The 18,751-nt window shown below is 60.2% G+C and carries 22 protein-coding genes and 1 pseudogene; 16 read left to right on the top strand and 7 right to left on the bottom strand.

Annotated elements, in window-relative coordinates:
- The first annotated feature begins 17 nt into the window (after window positions 1-17).
- The 3 genes from WGT02_RS17600 to WGT02_RS17590 all read left to right on the top strand — a co-directional run bounded on the left by WGT02_RS17600 (window position 18) and on the right by WGT02_RS17590 (window position 1,924).
- Entirely contained in the window at window positions 18-281 is a 264-nt protein-coding gene (locus WGT02_RS17600) for a hypothetical protein (RefSeq protein WP_157997363.1), read from the top strand.
- 57 nt (window positions 282-338) lie between these two features.
- Window positions 339-1,097: an adenylate/guanylate cyclase domain-containing protein gene (locus WGT02_RS17595; RefSeq protein WP_024316103.1), complete on the top strand. Its 759-nt coding sequence runs from the start codon at window positions 339-341 to the stop codon at window positions 1,095-1,097.
- A gap of 104 nt (window positions 1,098-1,201) precedes the next feature.
- Entirely contained in the window at window positions 1,202-1,924 is a 723-nt protein-coding gene (locus tag WGT02_RS17590; protein WP_024316102.1) for a 3-keto-5-aminohexanoate cleavage protein, read from the top strand.
- Window positions 1,925-1,987: 63 nt separating this feature from the next.
- On the opposite strand, the gene WGT02_RS17585 is transcribed toward WGT02_RS17590, so the two are convergent.
- On the bottom strand, window positions 1,988-2,248 hold the full coding sequence (locus tag WGT02_RS17585) for a glycine zipper family protein (protein ID WP_024316101.1): 261 nt from the start codon (window positions 2,246-2,248) through the stop codon (window positions 1,988-1,990).
- Window positions 2,249-2,436: 188 nt separating this feature from the next.
- Here WGT02_RS17585 and WGT02_RS17580 point away from each other — a divergent pair.
- Window positions 2,437-2,750: pseudogene (locus WGT02_RS17580) on the top strand (DUF2934 domain-containing protein).
- Window positions 2,751-2,890: 140 nt separating this feature from the next.
- On the opposite strand, the gene WGT02_RS17575 reads toward WGT02_RS17580, so the two are convergent.
- From WGT02_RS17575 to WGT02_RS17560, 4 genes are all read right to left on the bottom strand, one after another.
- A complete protein-coding gene (locus tag WGT02_RS17575; protein ID WP_024316099.1) occupies window positions 2,891-3,148 on the bottom strand; it encodes a DUF982 domain-containing protein in 258 nt (85 codons plus the stop codon).
- A 139-nt stretch (window positions 3,149-3,287) separates the two neighbouring features.
- Entirely contained in the window at window positions 3,288-3,482 is a 195-nt protein-coding gene (locus tag WGT02_RS17570) for a hypothetical protein (RefSeq protein WP_024316098.1), read from the bottom strand.
- A 62-nt stretch (window positions 3,483-3,544) separates the two neighbouring features.
- Window positions 3,545-3,781 carry a 30S ribosomal protein S21 gene (gene rpsU, locus WGT02_RS17565; RefSeq protein ID WP_024316097.1) on the bottom strand — a complete coding sequence of 79 codons (237 nt, stop codon included), beginning with the start codon at window positions 3,779-3,781 and terminating at the stop codon, window positions 3,545-3,547.
- 35 nt (window positions 3,782-3,816) lie between these two features.
- Window positions 3,817-4,002, bottom strand: a complete 186-nt coding sequence (locus WGT02_RS17560) for a hypothetical protein (protein ID WP_051166692.1) — start codon at window positions 4,000-4,002, stop codon at window positions 3,817-3,819.
- 771 nt (window positions 4,003-4,773) lie between these two features.
- Here WGT02_RS17560 and WGT02_RS17555 point away from each other — a divergent pair.
- Window positions 4,774-5,811, top strand: a complete 1,038-nt coding sequence (locus tag WGT02_RS17555) for a DUF3095 family protein (RefSeq protein WP_225039845.1) — start codon at window positions 4,774-4,776, stop codon at window positions 5,809-5,811.
- Window positions 5,812-6,148: 337 nt separating this feature from the next.
- Here the strand turns inward: WGT02_RS17555 and WGT02_RS17550 are convergent, their stop codons facing one another.
- Window positions 6,149-6,655 carry a MarR family winged helix-turn-helix transcriptional regulator gene (locus tag WGT02_RS17550; RefSeq protein WP_024316095.1) on the bottom strand — a complete coding sequence of 169 codons (507 nt, stop codon included), beginning with the start codon at window positions 6,653-6,655 and terminating at the stop codon, window positions 6,149-6,151.
- 150 nt (window positions 6,656-6,805) lie between these two features.
- Between WGT02_RS17550 and WGT02_RS17545 the strand changes: the two genes are divergently transcribed.
- The 3 genes from WGT02_RS17545 (at window position 6,806) to msrB (ending at window position 9,239) form a co-directional block, all read left to right on the top strand.
- Entirely contained in the window at window positions 6,806-7,201 is a 396-nt protein-coding gene (locus WGT02_RS17545) for an organic hydroperoxide resistance protein (RefSeq protein WP_024316094.1), read from the top strand.
- A 125-nt stretch (window positions 7,202-7,326) separates the two neighbouring features.
- Window positions 7,327-8,616 (top strand): epoxide hydrolase family protein, encoded by a 1,290-nt coding sequence (locus WGT02_RS17540; protein WP_208249798.1) that lies wholly within the window; start codon window positions 7,327-7,329, stop codon window positions 8,614-8,616.
- A gap of 89 nt (window positions 8,617-8,705) precedes the next feature.
- Window positions 8,706-9,239 (top strand): peptide-methionine (R)-S-oxide reductase MsrB, encoded by a 534-nt coding sequence (msrB, locus tag WGT02_RS17535; protein ID WP_024316092.1) that lies wholly within the window; start codon window positions 8,706-8,708, stop codon window positions 9,237-9,239.
- 10 nt (window positions 9,240-9,249) lie between these two features.
- On the opposite strand, the gene WGT02_RS17530 is transcribed toward msrB, so the two are convergent.
- Window positions 9,250-10,200, bottom strand: a complete 951-nt coding sequence (locus WGT02_RS17530; RefSeq protein WP_024316091.1) for a LysR family transcriptional regulator — start codon at window positions 10,198-10,200, stop codon at window positions 9,250-9,252.
- Window positions 10,201-10,298: 98 nt separating this feature from the next.
- Here WGT02_RS17530 and WGT02_RS17525 point away from each other — a divergent pair, with 98 nt between their 5' ends.
- The 8 genes from WGT02_RS17525 (at window position 10,299) to WGT02_RS17490 (ending at window position 18,745) form a co-directional block, all read left to right on the top strand.
- The gene (locus tag WGT02_RS17525) at window positions 10,299-11,174 is read left to right on the top strand and encodes a dioxygenase (protein WP_024316090.1); all 876 of its coding nucleotides are present in this window, start codon (window positions 10,299-10,301) and stop codon (window positions 11,172-11,174) included.
- Window positions 11,171-12,232 (top strand): maleylacetate reductase, encoded by a 1,062-nt coding sequence (locus tag WGT02_RS17520; protein ID WP_208249799.1) that lies wholly within the window; start codon window positions 11,171-11,173, stop codon window positions 12,230-12,232. The genes WGT02_RS17525 and WGT02_RS17520 overlap by 4 nt, the downstream gene beginning before the upstream one ends.
- Before the next feature lie 33 nt (window positions 12,233-12,265).
- Window positions 12,266-13,549, top strand: coding sequence for an ABC transporter substrate-binding protein (locus tag WGT02_RS17515; protein WP_208249801.1), 1,284 nt, complete (start codon window positions 12,266-12,268; stop codon window positions 13,547-13,549).
- A gap of 66 nt (window positions 13,550-13,615) precedes the next feature.
- A complete protein-coding gene (locus tag WGT02_RS17510; protein ID WP_037070008.1) occupies window positions 13,616-14,335 on the top strand; it encodes an ABC transporter ATP-binding protein in 720 nt (239 codons plus the stop codon).
- Window positions 14,335-15,054 (top strand): ABC transporter ATP-binding protein, encoded by a 720-nt coding sequence (locus WGT02_RS17505; RefSeq protein WP_024316087.1) that lies wholly within the window; start codon window positions 14,335-14,337, stop codon window positions 15,052-15,054. Before WGT02_RS17510 ends, WGT02_RS17505 begins: the two co-directional genes overlap by 1 nt.
- Window positions 15,041-15,904 carry a branched-chain amino acid ABC transporter permease gene (locus WGT02_RS17500; protein WP_208249803.1) on the top strand — a complete coding sequence of 288 codons (864 nt, stop codon included), beginning with the start codon at window positions 15,041-15,043 and terminating at the stop codon, window positions 15,902-15,904. Before WGT02_RS17505 ends, WGT02_RS17500 begins: the two co-directional genes overlap by 14 nt.
- Before the next feature lie 5 nt (window positions 15,905-15,909).
- Window positions 15,910-16,998 (top strand): branched-chain amino acid ABC transporter permease, encoded by a 1,089-nt coding sequence (locus tag WGT02_RS17495; RefSeq protein WP_024316085.1) that lies wholly within the window; start codon window positions 15,910-15,912, stop codon window positions 16,996-16,998.
- Complete coding sequence (locus WGT02_RS17490; RefSeq protein WP_024316084.1) at window positions 16,991-18,745, top strand: FAD-dependent monooxygenase; 1,755 nt, start codon at window positions 16,991-16,993, stop codon at window positions 18,743-18,745. The genes WGT02_RS17495 and WGT02_RS17490 overlap by 8 nt, the downstream gene beginning before the upstream one ends.
- Window positions 18,746-18,751 lie beyond the last annotated feature (6 nt).

The following is an 18,751-nucleotide window of genomic DNA, read 5'->3' as shown; positions in this document are numbered from 1 at the left end:
CCCCTTTGCACCAAAATATGACTGACTGGACAGTCATTAACATAAAGTGCGGTTTTTTGCAAGGAAAAGAGACGAACGTTGCAGCCAGTTATGTGCAAATGGCAGCAGGCGCTGCCGTCCCACAAGCGTTCATCAGCCGAAAAATCGCCATGCCTCTTTCAAGCTCGACGATCTCCAAGCAGCGGACGTTGTCGCAGCATACCTCTGATGATCAGCGCGTCCCACGGCAGATGTTCAGTGATCCCCAACCCCAAGAGTTGCCAACTGCCGGCGAATATTAGAAGTTTGTTTTTCGAGCCGGGCAACAGCCGGCCTTTCTGCTGGAGGGATCGCGGATCATGACAACGGCCTCCCATCCGATAGACCCGGTCAGTCACGGCGACGCCAGGATTTGCCGGGGGTGCTGGGATCAAATGCACGTGCCCATTCCGATCCGGGGCGCGCTTGCGCTTCCGTTCCGCGTATTTGGCGTCACCCGCAGCAAGATGAACCCGAACATTTGCACGATTTGCGAGCGGTCGTTTCGCTACGTCAAGAAGAAGCGCCAGATCACCGCCAGCGTCACCATCCTGTTTGCTGACATCAGAGGGTTCACAGCCCTTTCGGAACAGATTGAACCAGTCAGATTGAGCGACATTGTCAGTCTGTTCCAGGACCGGTGTGCGCAGGCGATCTGGGCTCACGACGGCATCGTCAACAAGCAAATGGGCGACGGTCTGATGGCGATCTTCAATTTTCCGATCGTGCGGAAGGATCACGCTGCCGCAGCGGTTATGGCGGCAATGGACATACAGCGACGCTGCGCGGCCGCGCTCGACAGCCTTGACGCCGATCAAGGGTTGGGTGTCGGTGTCGGCATTCATAGCGGCGAGGTCGAGATCGGTGAGTTTTCGAGCTTCCGCAGCGATTTTACCGCGATCGGTGGGACCGTTAACTTGGCCGCGCGGCTGGAATCTCAGGCCCGTGCTGACGAGATCATAATATCGCCGGAGACCGCCGCTCAGGCTGCGCATCTTGCCTCGGGGGCCGAGGCCCGCCTGCTCTTGCTCAAGGGGATACAGCAACCGGTCCAGGCGCGGGTGCTCATGAAGAGCTGATTTTCAGCATGGTCTTTTGGCCGCTGTGAAGACACTATCGGTATCAGCCACCAAAACAGGCAACATGATGTCAACTGCGACGGGGCAATAAGGAAACACCCGCTGTGATCGTTCAAGCCTGCATCAATGGCGCGCGGCCAACCGATTACCATCCGCGATTGCCTCTGACGCCTGAGGCAATCGCAAGGGACGCTGCTGCTGTCGTCGCTGCCGGCGCCGCGGAACTCCATGTTCACCCGCGTGCTGCTGACGGAAATGAAAGTCTTGTAGCAGTCGATGAGACGATCGATGCGGTTCGACGCACGTGCCCCGGCTCTCTCGTGGGCGTCTCAACCGGGGCCTGGATTGAAGGTGACGAGCTGCGAACCCTGGAGGCCATTCGTCAGTGGGGTGTCTTGCCCGATTATGCGTCAGTGAACCTTTCGGAAAGCAACGCCCCGGCCGTCATGACATTACTCCGCGAAAAGGGAATTGGGATCGAAGTTGGGCTGGCATCAGTCGCGGACGCGGAACGATACATTCGCCTTGAAGCACATGAGCGGGTGTTGCGCATACTCATCGAGCTCGACAACGAGCAGGAGCTGCAAGCCGCTCGCGATGTCGCGAAGGGGATCGTCGATACGCTTCAGCGTGCCAATGTGCAGCGGCCCATCCTGATGCATGGTTTCGACGCCACCGTTTGGCCATTCGTGCAACTGGCCAAAGAGCAGCGTTATTCCACGCGCGTCGGCCTCGAAGATGGAAAGTTTCTTCCCGACGGGGCGATCGCAGCGAACAATGCCGAGCTTGTTGCCGCCACGGTCGCGATCTTTCGCGGTCAAGGCTGAGCGCAATGCGGGACGCCAGCACGCCAAACATCAGCCTCGCGTTTGGCGCGCCCTAGAATATGCTCAGCGCGGACAGGCGGCGACATATCGCCGGCCGTAACGATCCCGGTAGTAGCACTGACCAGGCTGCCCTGCGACGTTGCCGATAACGGCGCCAGCGACGCCACCTATGGCGGCACCCACGGCGGCACCGCGCACATTGCCGGTCGCCACACCGCCAATGACCGCGCCCGAGGCCGCACCAATTCCCGCGCCCTGCTCGGTCGGCGTGCATCCGGCAATCGTCACTCCTGCCAGAAGAAGCAAAATCGATAGGCGTTTCATCTCGCTTTCCTTCCTGCTTTAAGTCGTTCGCGCGGGGGTAGATAGAGGCATTTCGGAAAAGACAATCGCTGCTTTAATTCGCCGCCGCGGCCGGCTTCATTCGATCAATCGATGCCGGTGTCTCCATTGCCTATTGGACCGCTTGCGCCAGTTAAGATCGGGTTGCAACGAAGAGTAGGATCCTTCACATGAAAGAGCATGAAGAGAAAATCCGCCGCCGCGCCTATGAGATCTGGGAGCAGGAGGGACGCCCCACGGTCAGGATATGAAGCATTGGCTGGCAGCCTTCAAGGAATTCGGCGAGCAGGCCGATGGTTCAACTGGCCGTGCTTCGACAAAGTCGACGGCCAAGGCGAAATCGGCAAAGCCGCGAGCTGCGACGAAAACCGCAGCTGAAAAACAAGCCGGGAAGAAGACAAAAGTGGCTGCGATCGCGATAACCGCAGCTCCCGAAGACAAGCCCCGTCGCGCGCGTTCTGCGAAGTCCGTCACAACGCACTAGATCGTCAGCGCAGCTTTGGGCCGACTGAAGTGGCTGAGCCCGTTACTGTAAGACGCGTGCGTTTGCTTGGGCGTGCGGGTTGGACTTGCGCGCCGTTGGGCGAAGGCGGCCAAATCTAGCAGCCTTCGCCCCGACGCAAGTCATGCCAGGACCTCTGCCTCTACGGCAGCTGCGACGAAAGCGTCTCGTGCGGCTTCCAGGTGCGCGAGATAATTCATGGCTTCTACGCATCTGCGCTTGGCGGCTTCAAGGTGCATGCTGTTTTGGATCGGCCACCTGTGCTCCAGATAGTCAACTGCTTCGGCAGGACCGTGGATATGCTCACAGGGGCGTGCTCCAATCCGTATAGCCACGGGCGCAGCCCACCTTTGTTCGGTTGCATGGCTGATAGTGTTCATGATGAACCTCCTCTTTGCCAACAAACGATAAGCGGGATGTAGGTGTTCGTCGGAGCCGATCAACACCCTACGCCGGCGTGAGACCGTGCCTCGCCATGTTGATCCCCGGGGCGATTGTCGACCGGCGGGCGCGGGCCAATCAGTGCACGCTTGGCAGTTTGGCCGTTACGGCGTAGTCCTCCGCCACGAGTTCGCTGATTGCGATCAGAACCTCTTCGGCGGTAAAGCCGGAGGCGATTGTCATACGGATCAGATCCTGAAGATCCGGCTCGATCACGTCCCGGCAGTCCTCGAGACGTTCATCGGAAACAGTCAGGCTATGCAGTTCTTCCATAATTGACCTTTCTCGGGATGGAGCTGCCGCCGAGGACACCCGGCGACAATAGTCGCGACACGTTATCGGCCGGATGAGCGCCGCTTGGGGGAGGCCAAGAGGCCTTCGCGCTGCAACTTCTTGCGGGCCGCCTTGCGCTGCCTGGCGATTGCCTGTGCCCGTTCACGCACGCGTCTCTCGGACGGCTTCTCGTAGGCTCGGCGTTCCTTCATTTCGCGGAACAGACCCTCACGCTGCATCTTCTTCTTCAATGCACGCATGGCCTGTTCGACGTTGTTGTCTCTGACAATGACCTGCATCTTTTCCTTGTTCTTGAGGTTCAGTGGTTTGCCTCTCAGCCAAGCTGCTGGGCGATCAGTTCCTGCAGTTCACGACGCGTGAGAAGGCAGGGGTAAGGTTTCCAGTTCTTGTCCGGGCGGCGAGCGGCGTCATCGCGCTCGCGCGGGCTCGCCGCTGGTGCGGCGGGAGCTTTGGGTTTGTTCAATTGAAGTCCTTTGCCGCATGGTGGCGTTCTCGACATGGCGGCCTCGGTTTCCATCAGCGGCTCGGAGGAAACGCACCAAGATGCGACGCACGATGCGTCGACCATGTCATGTTCGAATTTTTCGGGTGACCGCCACAAGATGGGTACTCGGGCGATGCGTTGCAAGGCTTCGGCCTGTCACACGCCGTGGCGTCCGGTCAGATGCTCTATGTCGATGGCGGCATTGCGACCAGCCGTTGAAGGCATCTCTGGGCGTCGGTCGCTTGGATTTTGGCGAGGTCACCGCAAAACAGACGACGTGAGTTTTGCAGTGACCTCTTGATGACTAGGAAATGTAATCATCCAAGCGCATGCTACCTGAAGCACTGAAACATGGAATTTATCACATACGGTAATCCACATGTACTTTGGGAGCGGCCGCCTATTGCGCGGCTTCCAGCTATGAGCCTTTTGGGGAATGTCGGGCTTGAAACGGATACTGCTGTTTGCCTGCGACCCTCTTTCGTATGATGCCTCCGTCTACCGCTGTTCAGAAACCACGAGGTCGTCATTCGCAGACCTCGGTCCTTACGATTCAGTCATGCGAAGCGTGATCCGGCCGTTCCCCTCTTGCATCCTTGTTCATAAATCGTATCCGATTAAATCGCAAATATATTGACGTAGCGACGCGGTTCGCGTATTTAAGCGCATCCGAGTTATTCGGGCGCGAATTAAATTGGCGGAAAGGACGTCGCTATGTCCGGCGAGACCAGGTTCAGGCAGTCGATGCAATCGGCGATTACCGCCATGCAGGCCGGCGGACGCTCGATGCGTAGCGATCATCCAAACACGCCCCGGGCCTATAGCGAGTTTTCGCGAGTGCTCGACCCCTCTATCTATGAGGCGTTACCCGATGATTGGCTGGTCGGAATAACGGATGTCGTCGGCTCGACGTCGGCGATCAAGTCGGGACGCTACGAAGACGTCAACTACGCTGGTGCGTCGGTGATCGCCGCGGTCGGAAACGCGTGGGGCGACTTCGATTTTCCCTTCGTATTCCGCGGCGACGGAGCCGCATTCGCGCTGCCGCCCCAGGGGATCATGACCGCGACTTCCGCGCTGCGGCAGGTGAGCGCCTTTGCAAAGGCCAATCTCAATCTTGCTCTTCGGGCCGGTTTGCTGACCGTGGGTGAAATACGTGCCAATGGACGCGACGTGCGCATTGCGCGCTACGCCGCCTCTGAAAACGCGACCTATGCGATGTTTGCCGGCGGTGGCCTGAAATGGGCCGAGCGGCAAATCAAGAACGGGCGATACCTGGTGAAGCCAGGCAGCTACACGACCAAGCCCGATCTGACCGGCCTGACCTGCGATTGGGAGCCGTTTCTCAGCCAGCGGGGCGAGATCCTCTCGCTGCTGGTGGAGCCATACGAAGACAGGAGCCCGGAAGCCTTCGCGTCGCTGGCAAAGTGCGTGCTTTCCCTTCTCGACGCCGGAACGCGGCAGGCCCAACCCTTGTCGCGGAATACCGCCATCGCCAAGGACAGCGCCAGGACAGTCGATCTCGAAGGCTGGCCGGCGGTCGCCTCCAACTCGGACTTCCGCAAATATGACGATGGCCTGCGTCTCACGCTGGATTGCACTCGCGAACAGATCGAAACAGTCGAAGCCATCCTGGTTGCGGCAAAGGCGCGGGGCGAGGTCAACTTCGGACTGCACCGCCAGTCCCACGCGCTCATGACCTGCTTTGTGCCTTCGGGAAAGCCGGATTCGCATCTGCACTTTCTCGACGGCATGGGTGGCGGATACGCCAAGGCGGCCGAGATGATGGAGGCAAATGAGCTTGCCTTGGTGTCATTGCGGTAGAAGGGATGCCGTCGGGTTCGCGCAGGTGTCGGCCAGTTCGGGTGACGTTCGATCGGTCATGTTATTTTATTTTTGCAACGCCTCGAGCAATTCCGGTGCTCGGCTTTCGATCAGCGAAGGCCTTGTCCAAGGCTACACCGCGGGGCTCGCAAACAGCGGCGCTACGGGTGCCGCCACGCCGAAATCTTGTGTTCGAGGGTCCGTCGCGGATTGCTGGAAGCACAACCTAAAAGCCCGACACTTTCTTTCCACTTTCCGAACAACGAAACCTGGACGGCTGCATCCGAGGGCCGAGGCGGGCGCCGAACGCATCGACGCTCACTGGCAGCGACAATAATCAATCCTTCGCCGGTCCGTCCTTTATCACCTTCAGGAGGTTGTTGCGCAGCCGCACCACCGATTTCTGCACGACCGGAAAGTCCTCACCCAGGCCAGTGGCTTCGACCAGCGGTGCTCCGGGATCGGCCTCCACAAGATTGCGTCCGGCGGGGGTGAGCGTCACGCGGACTTGCCGTTCATCAGCAGGATCGCGTTTGCGCTGGATATAACCCAAGGATTCAATCTTCTTGAGTATCGGTGTCAGCGTGTTTGATTCCAGGAAGAGCTTTTCGCCGAGAGCTCCCACAGTCTGGTCGTCCTTCTCTGACAGGGCAACCATCGCGATGTACTGGGTGTAGGTCAGGTTCAGCTTATCCAGGATCGGTTTATAGGCGCGTCCGAAGGCGAGGTTTGCCGAGTAGACTGCGAAGCACAGAAAGTTTGAAAGCGTGTTGCCCTTGCTGTCGGTGTCGCCGGAGGAGGGCGTCTCAACCACCAGGCTCTTTGCGGTTTTAGATGCGGACATGGGAGATCCTATTCGGTTTCTCTTCGTTCCCTCTTATATAAATCGTATCCGATTAAATCGCAATGGTATTGACAGCTCCGTTTCGTTGATCTATTTAAATCGTGTCCGAATGAAGCGGATACGAGTAAACGCAACCCGAAAGATTTCACCATGACCGAGAAGCTCCTCTTTACCGGCAAGACACACAACAAGGGCGGTCGCGACGGTTTTACACGCAGCAGCGACGGCGAGTTGGACCTCCGGCTGGCGCAGCCGCACCCGGCCGCTGAGCGCCTTTTTGGCGCCGCATGGTCGGCCTGCTTCATTGGCGCCATCGAGGTCGCCGCAGCGCAAAGAAAGATCAAGCTGCCCGTCGATCCTGAGATCGATACCGAAATCGATCTGAATGCCGACGGAGGTTCTTACTTCCTGCGCGCGCGCCTCAATGTAAGCCTGCCGGGTATCGAGCGTGACGTCGCAGAAGAACTTCTCCATGCAGCGCATGAGATCTGCCCGTACTCAAAGGCAACGCGTGGCAATATCGACGTGTCGACCAACCTCATCTGAAGGGGTGGAAAACGCTCTCGGCGAGAACAATGCAAAGGTATCGCCGACACCATCGTACAATGGATAAGCCCGGCCTTCGGTGAAAATGTGCCAGGCATCCGAATGAACCGACATAGGAGGACGATATGTCAGCTCTATCATCATCGGTCACACGGCGTAGCTTGCTTGCATCTGCAGCAGTTGCCGGCGCCGTTAGTCTCCTGCCGGGGTCATTCGCCGCAGCGGGTGACGACAGCAATACAATCCGCCCCTTCGAGTTTAAGGCTTCCGATGCGCAACTTGCCGATCTGCGCCAGCGCATCAACACGACCCGATGGCCGGAGCAGGAAACGGTGAACGACAGTTCGCAAGGCGTACAGTATGCGACGACCCAGAAACTCGCTCGCTACTGGGCAAACGAATATGATTGGCGCAAGGTCGAAGCGCAGCTGAATGCCCTGCCGCAGTTCATCACCACGATCGATCGGGTGGACATTCACTTCATTCACGTTCGTTCCAAGCATAAGGACGCACTGCCGCTCATCGTCACGCACGGATGGCCGGGCTCAATCATCGAGCAGTTGAAGATCATCGAACCGTTGACGAACCCGACGGCGCATGGCGGGAAGGCGTCGGATGCCTTCCATCTGGTCATCCCGTCGATGCCCGGCTATGGCTTTTCAGGCAAGCCAACCACGACCGGCTGGGACCCGATCCGCATCGCGCATGCCTGGATCGAGTTGATGAAGCGGCTCGGCTATGAGAAGTACGTGGCGCAGGGTGGCGATTGGGGGGATGCGGTCACCGAGCAGATGGCTCTGATTGCCCCTCCGGAATTGCTCGGCATCCATGTCAACATGCCGGCGACCGTTCCGGCTGATATCGCCGCAGCGCTGCAGCCCGGCGGTACGGCGCCGAAGGGCCTCTCTCCCGACGAACAGCATGCCTACGATCAGCTGGACGATTTTTACAAGCACGGGCTCGGCTATGCGCTCGAAATGGCGAACCGTCCGCAGACGCTCTATGGAATCGCCGACTCGCCAGTCGGCCTAGCGGCATGGATGATCGACCACGATATCCGCAGCTACGAGATGATCGCGCGCGTCTTCGATGGAAAGACCGAAGGCCTGACGCGGGACGATATCCTCGACAACATCACACTCTACGGGTTGACGAACACTGCCGTCTCGTCGGCGCGCCTCTATTGGGAAAACAAGCTGGCATTCTTTGCTGTCAAGAATGTCACCATCCCGGTTGCCGTGAGCGTCTTTCCGGATGAGATCTATGCGGCTCCGCGTAGCTGGACGCAGCGCGCCTATCCCAAGCTGATCCACTACAACAAGCTCGACAAGGGCGGGCACTTTGCTGCCTGGGAGCAGCCGAAAGCGTTCATCTCCGAACTCAGAGCTGCGTTCCATTCGCTGCGGTCGGCGTAGACACAATCGGGACGGCGCCATCCCGTTGGTGACAGTAACCTGTCTGAAAAGGGTTTCCAGGCATCCGCCGGGGCCAAGGAGAACCAGGAATGCGTGATGTCCTCGAATTGCAGTTCGATCTCACTCCTCCCACTCGAGAACAGATGCAGCAGTTTGTGGCGGACCTCAACGAAGAGGACCGCCATTTGCTGCTTGAGCATGGTGAGGAGGCGCCGTTCTGTGGCGTGTTCCTCCACGAGCGACGCGAGGGCCTTTATACCTGCCACCTGTGCGGTCTTCCCCTGTTCAGGGCTGTTGCGAAATTTGAAAGCGGCACAGGCTGGCCGAGCTTCACGGCTCCGGTCGCGAAGGGTCATCTGCGGCATATTCGCGATACCCGCTACGGCACAGTCAGGACGGAGATCGTTTGCGCGCGTTGCGGTGCGCACCAGGGCCACGTCTTTCCGGACGGCCCGCCTCCCACCGGTGAGCGCTTCTGCATAAATTCAGGGTCGCTCGAGTTCACGCCAAAGGGGCAGCCACTTCCTGACAAGCTCGGCCGCGGTGGCCCAGAAGGCGAGCCTGCGAGGTCGTTGACCGTCGCGGAGGCGACATTGGTCGCCACTGGCCTATCATGGCGGTAGCGGTAAGCTGCTACCGCCCCCAGACCACAGCCTCCTCATGCCTCTTGATCAGATGACGCAGGCTTTCGAATCCGGAGCGAATATGTTGCGCGAACTGATCGACCGCAGGCGATCGCGCCGAGTCCGCCCGCGTGAGAATTGCCAGCGCTCGCTCCGGATGCGGGATCGTCAGGGGTAGGGCGGTGATGGATTTTTCCTTGCGCAATGCGAAGACCACGCTGTGCGGCATGACGGTCAGGGCGTCGGCCGCCTTGAGATAGTTGATCACGCTCATCAGCGAGCCGCCGGAATAGCGGATTTTGATCTCGGTTGCGCCGAAGGAGAGCAGCAGGGCGCGAAGATCGGCAAGCAGCGGGCTGCCAGGCGGCGGGGCGACCCAGGGATAATCGAGAAGCTGGCTTGGCTGCGGCCGGCGCTTCAGCAGCAGCGGATGCGTGACGCGGCAGGCAATCACGTTGCGCCCCGGCAAGATCTGCTGGAATTCCAAGCCGGAGCCTTCGTCGAGAATGTCGATCGGGCAGATGGCAAGGTCGATCTGGTCGGCCTTGAGCGCAGCCCGCAGATCAGGAAAGTAGCCGTAGCTTTGATCGATCCGAACGTCGGGATGGGTGACCTGAAACTCGGCGCACAACCCTGCGATCAGCGCATCCATGAAGAAGGGCGTGCCTCCGACGCGCACGACGCCGCTTTTGCCGACGCGGAAGCTTTCCACCAGATCCGACGCTTTCCGGGACGCGGCCAGCATCACCAGCCCTTGCTCAGCCAGTGACAGGCCAAGCGACGTCGGCTGCAACGGTCTGCGTCCTTTGATGAACAATGGCTCGCCGAGACGCATTTCAAGCATCGACAGCGTGCGCGAGACGGCCGGCTGCGCGAGTCCGAGGAGGGCCGCTCCCTCGGTCACGCCGCCGGTCTTGACCACAGCGGCGAGCTGTATCAGGTGACGTTCGTCAATCTTCATAACGATCTGTTATATTAAAGTTGAATCAAATCATCAATCAGCCAGTACTGGCCTGCTAAGTTACTCTGAGCAACGATGCGAGTGCTTGGGAGGGACGCATGCCGCCGGCAGCCGATGCGCTTATTTTCAGTGAAGCCACTTCCTCCGACGTGTTTGCTGAGCGCATGCCCTCCGGCAAGGGCGACCAGTTGCCCAGCCTCATGGCGGCAGTCGCCAAGCACACGCATGAACTGATCAAGGAATTCCGGCCCACCCAGGATGATTGGCGCAGGGTGATCGCGTTTTTGACGGAAGTCGGCCATGCCTCCGATGAACGCCGTCAGGAGTGGGTGTTGCTCTCCGACCTGATTGGTGCGTCGGCCCTCGTGGAAGAGATCAATTCGCGGCGGCCGAAAGGCGCAACCCCCAACACCATCCGCGGCCCGTTCTTTCGCAGTGATGTGCCGGAGCGCCCGCTGGGCAGCTCGATTTCGCTTGATGGCGTGGGAGAGCCGCTTTGCGTCTCGGCCCGGATCATCGACCTCGACGGGCACCCGATCCCCTCGGCCGAGCTCATCACCTGGCAGGCCAATGCCCAGGGCCTCTATGAGAACCAGCAGCCGGATCTGCAGCCCGAGCACAACCTGCGGGGCCTTTTCCGCGCCGATGCCGATGGAAGCGTCAACTACCGCACGGTCATGCCGAAAGGATACAGCGTGCCCGACGACGGCCCGGTCGGACATCTGCTGGCAGCCGCGGGCTATCCCCTTCATCGGCCGGCGCATCTGCATTTTGTGGTCCGCGCTTTAGGTTTCGAGACGATCACCACGCATGTCTATGATCAAAACGATCCGCATCTCCATGAGGACGCGTTGTTTGGCGTCAAACCTGAGCTGGTCTTGGACTTTTGCCCGGTCAGCGGAGACGTGTCGCAGATGAAGCAGGTCGATTTCACCTTCGTGATGGTGCGGGCAAGACCGGAGAAAACAAAATGAGCCTGTCCTTTCACTATGCCGGCAGCCCGGCCCATATCGTTTTCGGCGAAGGGGCTAGCCAAGAGGTGGCAAACTGGATCGCCAAGATCGGTCGCCGGAGAGCCTTGGTTCTGTCCACGCCACAGCAGAAGAGTGACGCGAAGGCACTGGCTACGAAGATCGGGTCGCTGGCCGTCGGCGTGTTCAGCGGCGCCGTCATGCACACGCCTGTCGATGTCACCGAGACGGCAATGAAGCTGGTCGGGGAAAGCGGGGCCGATTGCGTCGTGTCGCTCGGCGGCGGCTCGACGACGGGTCTCGGCAAGGCCATCGCTTATCGGACGAACTTGCCACAGATCGTCATTCCAACGACCTACGCAGGCTCGGAGGTCACGCCGATCCTTGGTCAAACCGAGGGTGGTCGCAAGTCGACGGTGAAAGATGCCAGGATCCTGCCCGAAGTGGTGATCTACGATGCCACGCTGACAACGGGCCTTCCGGTTGGTTTGTCTGTGACCTCGGGTCTAAACGCCATGGCCCATGCTGTCGAAGCGCTCTACGCGCAGGACCGCAACCCGATCTCGACCCTCATGGCTGTCGAAGGCTTGCGCGCCTTCCGGGCTGCACTTCCGGAAATCATCGCGACGCCGAGTGACCTCACGGCGCGGGCGGGCGGTCTTTACGGCGCCTGGCTTTGCGGCACAGTGCTCGGAGCGGTTGGCATGGCCCTGCATCACAAGATTTGCCACACGCTTGGCGGCACCTTCGACACACCGCATGCCGAGACGCATGCGATCATGCTGCCGCACACGGCGGCCTTTAATGCCGTGGCGGTGCCGGAGCTTCTTCAGCCTGTGTCAGAGATTTTCGGAGATTCGGTCGGCGGCGGGCTTTGGGACTTTGCAAAGTCGATCGGCGCGCCGCGGGCGCTGCGTGATCTCGGCCTGACCGAGGCCGACCTCGACAAGGCAAGCCAGGTCGCGGTCGAGAACCCCTATTGGAATCCTCGATCGATCGATCGGCAATCGATCCGCGCATTGCTGCAGCAGGCCTGGGAGGGCCGCCGGCCGGAGAATTAGTCGTCACACAAGGGGGAATGGGAGGAGAATGAGATGACAACCAGGCGCGAATTCCTGAAACAGACGGCAGCCACCGGCGTGCTTGCCGCCACATCCGGGCTGGCTTTGCCGGCGCTGGCACAGAAGAGCTCGATCAAGCTCGGCTATGTCAGTCCGCAAACCGGACCGCTTGCCGCCTTCGGCGAGGCCGACAAGTTCGTGATCGAGAACTTTTTGGCGACGACCAAGAAGATGGGCCTCGATTATGAGATTGTCGTCAAAGACAGCCAGTCCAATCCCAATCGTGCCGCCGAGGTGACCAAGGAACTGATCGTCGCCGATGAGGTAAACCTGGTCCTCGTTTCCTCGACGCCTGAAACAACCAACCCGGTGTCGACGACCTGCGAAGCCGAAGAAATGCCTTGCATTTCCACGGTGGCGCCGTGGCAGCCATGGTTCATCGGCCAGCAGGCAAATCCCGGCGACCCGAATTCCTGGAAACCGTTCAACTTCGCCTATCACTTCTTCTGGGGGCTCGAGGACATCATTGCCGTCTTTACCGGCATGTGGGGCCAGGTCGAGACCAACAAGAAGGTCGGCGGACTGTTCCCCAACGACGGGGATGGCAACGCGTGGGGAGACAAGGTCGTGGGCTTCCCGCCGGTGCTCGAGAAGCTCGGCTATACGCTGACCGATCCAGGCCGCTTCCAGAACCTTTCGGATGATTTCTCCGCGCAGATCAACGCATTCAAGCAGGCGAACGCCGAGATCGTCACCGGTGTCGTTATCCCACCGGATCTCACGACCTTCTGGAATCAGGCGAAGCAGCAGGGCTTCAAGCCAAAGGTTGCCTCAGTGGGTAAGGCTCTGCTTTTCCCGCAAACGGTGGAATCGCTCGGCGATGCTGGTCACAATCTCTCGACCGAGGTCTGGTGGACGCCAAGCCACCCGTTCAAATCATCACTGACGGGCGAGACGGCGGCGCAGGTCGCCGACGCCTTCACCAAGGCGACGGGCCGGCCCTGGACACAGCCGATCGGATTTGCGCACGCGCTGTTCGAACTCGGGGTCGATGTCATGAAGCGAGCCGAGGATCCGAGTGACGGCGAGACCGTGGCCAAGGTCATTGGTGAAACGAAGCTTGATACGCTTGTTGGGCCGATCGCCTGGGGCAGCGAGAAACTGGCGCCCTTTGCACAAAAGAATGTCGCCAAGACGCCCCTTGTCGGAGGCCAGTGGCGGCTGAAGCAGGGTGGCAAGGGTTATGATCTCGTCATCGTCGAGAACGCCACGGCACCCAACATACCGACCGGGGGAAAAATGGAGCTGATCGCCTGAGCGCGTCAGCGCTCATGAGGCGAGCGGGGAGCCGTGGAGGCGGCTCCCTTCGTGGGAGAGAGATGGATGCCAATATTGGAACTGGAAGGTGTCTCGAAGAAGTTCGGCGCGTTGACCGTCGCCGAACAGATTTCCTTTGCCGTGGAAGACGGCGAGGCACTCGGGATCATCGGCCCGAACGGCGCCGGCAAGTCGACGGTGTTCAATCTGATCAATGGCAACATTTCTGTAGACAAAGGCGCGATCCGTTTCAGAGGCTCCGACGTGACCAATACACCGCCGATGGCGCGGTGCTTTGCCGGGATGGGTCGCACCTTCCAGATTCCGCAGCCCTTTGATCAGCTCACGGTGTTCGAGAACCTGCTGGTGGCCGGATCGTTCGGCGCGCGAAAGCGGGAAGGGGAGGTTGCCGATCGCTGTGCAGAAATCCTCATCGACACCGGTCTGATTGACAAAGCCAATGCAATGGCCGGCAGCCTCACGCTGCTGCAGCGCAAGCGGTTGGAACTGGCGCGCGCGATGGCAACCGATCCGAAACTTCTGCTGCTCGACGAGATTGCCGGCGGGCTGACGGAAGGCGAGTGCCGGGCACTGGTGGCGACCATCCGCGGCCTGCACAACAAAGGCATTGCGGTGATCTGGATCGAGCATGTCCTGCATGCGCTGAACGCCGTGGTCGGTCGTCTGCTTGTCCTGCATTTCGGTCGCGTGATCGGCATCGGTAAGCCCGACGAGATCATGAACTCGAAGCAAGTTCGCGAAATCTACCTGGGGATCGATGTGTGATGCCACTTCTCGAAACCCACGCACTGACGGCTTCCTACGGTGACTTCCAGGCGCTGTTCGGCATCGATATCAGCCTCGAAGAGGGCGAGACGCTGGCGATCATCGGCGCGAATGGGGCCGGCAAGACGACGCTGATGCGGTCGCTGTCGGGCGTCCTAAAAAACGAGCCCGGTTCCATCGGCTATCGGGGAGAGGCGATCGGCGCGCTGGCCGCCCCCGATGTGATGTCGCGCGGGATTGCCATGGTGCCGGAGGGCCGGCGGCTGTTTCCATCGTTGAGCGTCGAGGAGAACCTGTTGATTGGTTCCTATGGCCGCAAGGCCACGGGCCCCTGGACGCTCGAGAGCATCTATGCGCTGTTTCCGATCCTCAAGGAGCGTCGGCGAAACCCTGCCACGGCACTGTCCGGCGGCCAGCAGCAGATGGTGGCGATCGGCCGGGCGTTGATGTCGAACCCGGACGTCCTCCTTTGCGATGAGATCAGCCTTGGACTGGCGCCGGTCGTGGTGCGCGACATCTATGCCGCCTTTCCACGAATCCGGGAAACCGGAGCGGCGATCATCATCGTTGAGCAGGACATCGCTCAGGCACTCAAGGTCTCCAATCGGGTCTATTGCATGATGGAGGGCCGCATCACTCTCTCCGGAGAGCCATGCGACCTCGACCGCGATGCCATTCACAAGGCTTATTTCGGAGCAGATGGTCATGAACTGGCTTGATACGATAGCGCAAGGCATCTTGCTCGGCGGGCTTTATGCGCTTTTTGCCGCGGGACTAAGCCTGGTCTTCGGCATCATGCGGCTTGTCAACCTTGCGCATGGCGACCTGATCGTCTTCGCCGCCTTTCTGATCCTGTTGCTTGTTTCCCTGCTGGGGCTTCATCCTTTCGTTGCCGCGCTCATTGCGGCTCCCCTCATGTTCTCAGCCGGTTGGGTCCTTCAATACCACTTGCTCAACCGTACGCTCGGAAAGGATATCCTGCCGCCTCTGCTCGTCACGTTCGGTCTTTCGATCGTCATCCAGAATGGCTTGCTGGAAGGCTTTACGGCCGACAGCCGTCGGATATCAACCGGCGCGCTCGAGACGGCTTCCGTTTCGCTGGGGCCGATCAATGTCGGTGTCATGCCGATGCTGACCTTTGGCTCAGCGATCCTCGCCATCATTGCGCTGAACCAGTTGATCTATCGCACCTCGATCGGCCGGGCGTTTCGTGCCACATCCGACGATGTCACCACGGCAGGCCTGGCGGGCATCCGGCCGCAACGCATTTTTGCCATGGCGACAGGCCTTGCCATGGTCGTGGTGACCATCGCGGCACTGTTCCTCGGAACGCGCGCCAATTTTGATCCGACGTCGGGACCGGCCCGGCTGATCTATGCCTTCGAAGCCGTCATCATTGGCGGGCTGGGCTCACTTTGGGGAACGCTGGCCGGCGGCATCATACTTGGTGTCGCGCAGACGATCGGGGCGGCCGTCAATCCGGAATGGCAGATCCTCGCCGGGCATCTCGCCTTCCTTCTCGTCCTCCTGTTCAAGCCGCGCGGCCTTTTCCCGCGCGCAGTGGATTGAGCGTCATGGAACAGTTGCTCGCACCAACCTTCAAAGTCGAGACCCGTACGGGCGCTTCCGCGGCATTCGCCGTCATGGCTGCCATCGCGGTGGTCCTCGCGTTCCTGGCGCCGCTTCTGGTGTCGCGCGGTGCCGTCCAGGACCTGTTCTTCATCCTCACCATGCTGGTGCTGGCGCAATGCTGGAACCTGCTTGCCGGATATGCCGGCCTGATTTCGGTCGGCCAGCAACTCTTCGTCGGCTGCGGGGCTTACGCCGTGTTTGCTCTCGTCAGCCTGTTGGGCCTCGATCCTGTGGCGGCGGTGTTCGTGGCCGGTGTCTTTGCGGTCATCGTCGCCGTGCCGACGGCCTTTTTCACCTTCCGCCTTTACGGTCCCTATTTTGCCATTGGCACATGGGTCATCGCCGAGGTCGGTCGTCTGCTCTTCGCCCAGTGGAAGGCGCTTGGTGGCGGAACCGGCACATCGTTGCCGCGTGACGCGACGCGCGACATGATCGGCGTCGACCTGTTGAAATCCCTTTTGCGCATGAAATCGGCGGAGGCCGGCGATGCTTTGACCTATTGGCTCGCGCTGGTACTCGCCTTGGCCACCATCGGAGCCATCTACCGGTTGCTGCGATCGCGGCACGGGCTGGGTCTTGCGGCTGTCCGGGACAATGAGCAGGCGGCACGCGCCGTCGGCGTCGATGCGCGGCGGATGAAGACCATGGTCTACCTAACCGCGGCATTTCTGACCGGCTGCTGTGGCGCGCTGATCTATGTCCAGAAGCAACGCATCTCGCCAGATGCCGCGTTCTCGGTGATCGACTGGACGGCCTACGTGATCTTCATCGTCGTCATCGGCGGCATCGGTACGGTCGAGGGGCCGATTGTCGGCGTCATCGTTTTCTTCCTGTTGCAGAACCTGCTTGCTGGCTATGGCTCCTGGTATCTCTTGATCCTCGGCCTGGTCGCCATCGTCACGATGCTGTTTGCGCCGCGCGGGCTTTGGGGCCTGTTTTCCGACCGCACCGGCATCCAGCTTTTTCCGGTTCGCCGAATCCTCAAAGGCGGACCTCTCGGACACAAGAAGATAGGAGAGCCAAATGGCTGATATCACAACGGACGTACTCATCATCGGAACCGGCCCTGCCGGATCTGCAACTGCGGCGCTGCTGTCGACTTACGGCGTCGAGAACATGGTGATTAATCGCTTCCGATGGCTCGCCAATACACCGCGCGCCCATATCACCAATCAGCGCACGATGGAGGTGTTGCGCGATCTCGGTCGCGATGTCGAAGACGAAGCCTATATGTTCGCCGCCGAGCAGGATCTGATGGGTGAGAACGTCTTCTGCACGTCGCTGACGGGTGAGGAAATCGGCCGCATGAAGAGCTGGGGCAAGCATCCGCTGTCTCGCGCCGAGCATCAACTCTCCTCACCCAGCCTGATGAACGACCTGCCGCAGACCTTCATGGAGCCGCTGCTCTTCAAGGCTGCCTGCTCGCGTGGCACGCAGGCGCGCATGTCGACGGAGTACGTCAGCCATGCGCAGGATGCCGACGGCGTCACCACCACCTGTCTCGACCGGCTGACGGGCAAGGAATTTAGCGTCCGGTCCAAGTTCCTGGTTGGCGCCGATGGTGGCAATTCGAGGGTGGCCGAACAGGCGGGTCTTTCCTTCGAAGGCAAGATGGGTGTCGGCGGCTCGATGAACATCCTGTTCGAGGCCGATCTGTCGCGGCATGTCGCGCACCGACCCTCCGTGCTTTACTGGGTGCTGCAGCCGGGCGCGGATGTCGGCGGCATCGGAATGGGCCTGGTGCGCATGGTCCGGCCCTGGCACGAATGGCTGATCGTCTGGGGCTACGACATCAACCGGCCGGCGCCTGACGTGACCGAGGATTTCGCCGTCAAGGTGGTTCGGGACCTCGTCGGTGACCAGGAGCTCCAGCCGAAGATCAAGTCGGTCTCGACCTGGACCGTCAACAACATGTACGCAGTGGCGATGTCCAAGGGCCGTGTCTTCTGCATGGGAGATGCCACCCACCGGCATCCTCCGTCGAACGGACTTGGCTCCAACACGTCGATCCAGGACGCCTTCAATTTCGCATGGAAGCTGTCCATGGTGCTGAAGGGACAGGCCGGAATGGGTCTGCTTGATAGCTACAATGCTGAGCGTGCGCCGATCGCCAAGCAGATCGTGACGCGAGCCAACAAGTCGATCGAAGAGTTCGGCCCGATCTTCAAGGCCCTCGGCCTTCTGGACTCTGTCGATCCGGTCAAGATGCAGGAAAACATGGACGCCCGCTGCAAGGATACTCCAGAGGCGGAGAGGCAGCGCAAGGCGATCCGGGAAGCGATCGCCTACAAGGTTTACGAGTTCGACGCGCATGGCGTCGAGATGAACCAGCGGTACAGGTCAAGTGCCGTCGTTGCCGACGGTCGACCAGAGCCGGCTTTCGCGAAGGACCCGGAACTTCACTACCAGCCGACGACATGGCCCGGCGCACGGCTGCCGCATATTTGGCTGTTCAATCACGGTGGTGAGAAAGTCTCCACCCTCGACCTGACCGGCCACGGCGCCTTCACGGTTCTGACTGGTATCGGTGGTGATGGCTGGCTAGCGGCTGCCAAGGCACTCGCAAAGGAGTTCAATATCCGGATCGCCACGCACATGATCGGACCTCGCCAGCAATGGCAGGACCTGGTTGGCGATTGGGCGAATGCGCGCGAGGTCCGGGATTCTGGCGCCATTCTCGTGCGGCCCGATCACCACGTCGCCTGGCGTGCAGATTCAATGGTTTCCAATCCGGAAGCCGAACTGCGCCGCGTCCTCAAATCCATCCTTGATAAGTGAGAGCAT

Origin of the sequence: Rhizobium sp. T1470 (assembly GCF_042140505.1) — a bacterium.
GTDB lineage: Bacteria > Pseudomonadota > Alphaproteobacteria > Rhizobiales > Rhizobiaceae > Rhizobium > Rhizobium favelukesii.
Note: the sequence above shows the minus strand (reverse complement) of the source record. Positions and strands in the feature narration are given on the sequence as shown.

Coding starts and splice junctions, on each gene's coding strand:
- WGT02_RS17600 (WP_157997363.1), top strand. CDS start 18: ATGACTGACTGGACAGTCATTAACATAAAGTGCGGTTTTTTGCAAGGA.
- WGT02_RS17595 (WP_024316103.1), top strand. CDS start 339: ATGACAACGGCCTCCCATCCGATAGACCCGGTCAGTCACGGCGACGCC.
- WGT02_RS17585 (WP_024316101.1), bottom strand. CDS start 2,248: ATGAAACGCCTATCGATTTTGCTTCTTCTGGCAGGAGTGACGATTGCC.
- WGT02_RS17575 (WP_024316099.1), bottom strand. CDS start 3,148: ATGAACACTATCAGCCATGCAACCGAACAAAGGTGGGCTGCGCCCGTG.
- WGT02_RS17570 (WP_024316098.1), bottom strand. CDS start 3,482: ATGGAAGAACTGCATAGCCTGACTGTTTCCGATGAACGTCTCGAGGAC.
- rpsU (WP_024316097.1), bottom strand. CDS start 3,781: ATGCAGGTCATTGTCAGAGACAACAACGTCGAACAGGCCATGCGTGCA.
- WGT02_RS17560 (WP_051166692.1), bottom strand. CDS start 4,002: ATGTCGAGAACGCCACCATGCGGCAAAGGACTTCAATTGAACAAACCC.
- WGT02_RS17555 (WP_225039845.1), top strand. CDS start 4,774: ATGCGTAGCGATCATCCAAACACGCCCCGGGCCTATAGCGAGTTTTCG.
- WGT02_RS17550 (WP_024316095.1), bottom strand. CDS start 6,655: ATGTCCGCATCTAAAACCGCAAAGAGCCTGGTGGTTGAGACGCCCTCC.
- WGT02_RS17545 (WP_024316094.1), top strand. CDS start 6,806: ATGACCGAGAAGCTCCTCTTTACCGGCAAGACACACAACAAGGGCGGT.
- WGT02_RS17540 (WP_208249798.1), top strand. CDS start 7,327: ATGTCAGCTCTATCATCATCGGTCACACGGCGTAGCTTGCTTGCATCT.
- msrB (WP_024316092.1), top strand. CDS start 8,706: ATGCGTGATGTCCTCGAATTGCAGTTCGATCTCACTCCTCCCACTCGA.
- WGT02_RS17530 (WP_024316091.1), bottom strand. CDS start 10,200: ATGAAGATTGACGAACGTCACCTGATACAGCTCGCCGCTGTGGTCAAG.
- WGT02_RS17525 (WP_024316090.1), top strand. CDS start 10,299: ATGCCGCCGGCAGCCGATGCGCTTATTTTCAGTGAAGCCACTTCCTCC.
- WGT02_RS17520 (WP_208249799.1), top strand. CDS start 11,171: ATGAGCCTGTCCTTTCACTATGCCGGCAGCCCGGCCCATATCGTTTTC.
- WGT02_RS17515 (WP_208249801.1), top strand. CDS start 12,266: ATGACAACCAGGCGCGAATTCCTGAAACAGACGGCAGCCACCGGCGTG.
- WGT02_RS17510 (WP_037070008.1), top strand. CDS start 13,616: ATGCCAATATTGGAACTGGAAGGTGTCTCGAAGAAGTTCGGCGCGTTG.
- WGT02_RS17505 (WP_024316087.1), top strand. CDS start 14,335: ATGCCACTTCTCGAAACCCACGCACTGACGGCTTCCTACGGTGACTTC.
- WGT02_RS17500 (WP_208249803.1), top strand. CDS start 15,041: ATGAACTGGCTTGATACGATAGCGCAAGGCATCTTGCTCGGCGGGCTT.
- WGT02_RS17495 (WP_024316085.1), top strand. CDS start 15,910: ATGGAACAGTTGCTCGCACCAACCTTCAAAGTCGAGACCCGTACGGGC.
- WGT02_RS17490 (WP_024316084.1), top strand. CDS start 16,991: ATGGCTGATATCACAACGGACGTACTCATCATCGGAACCGGCCCTGCC.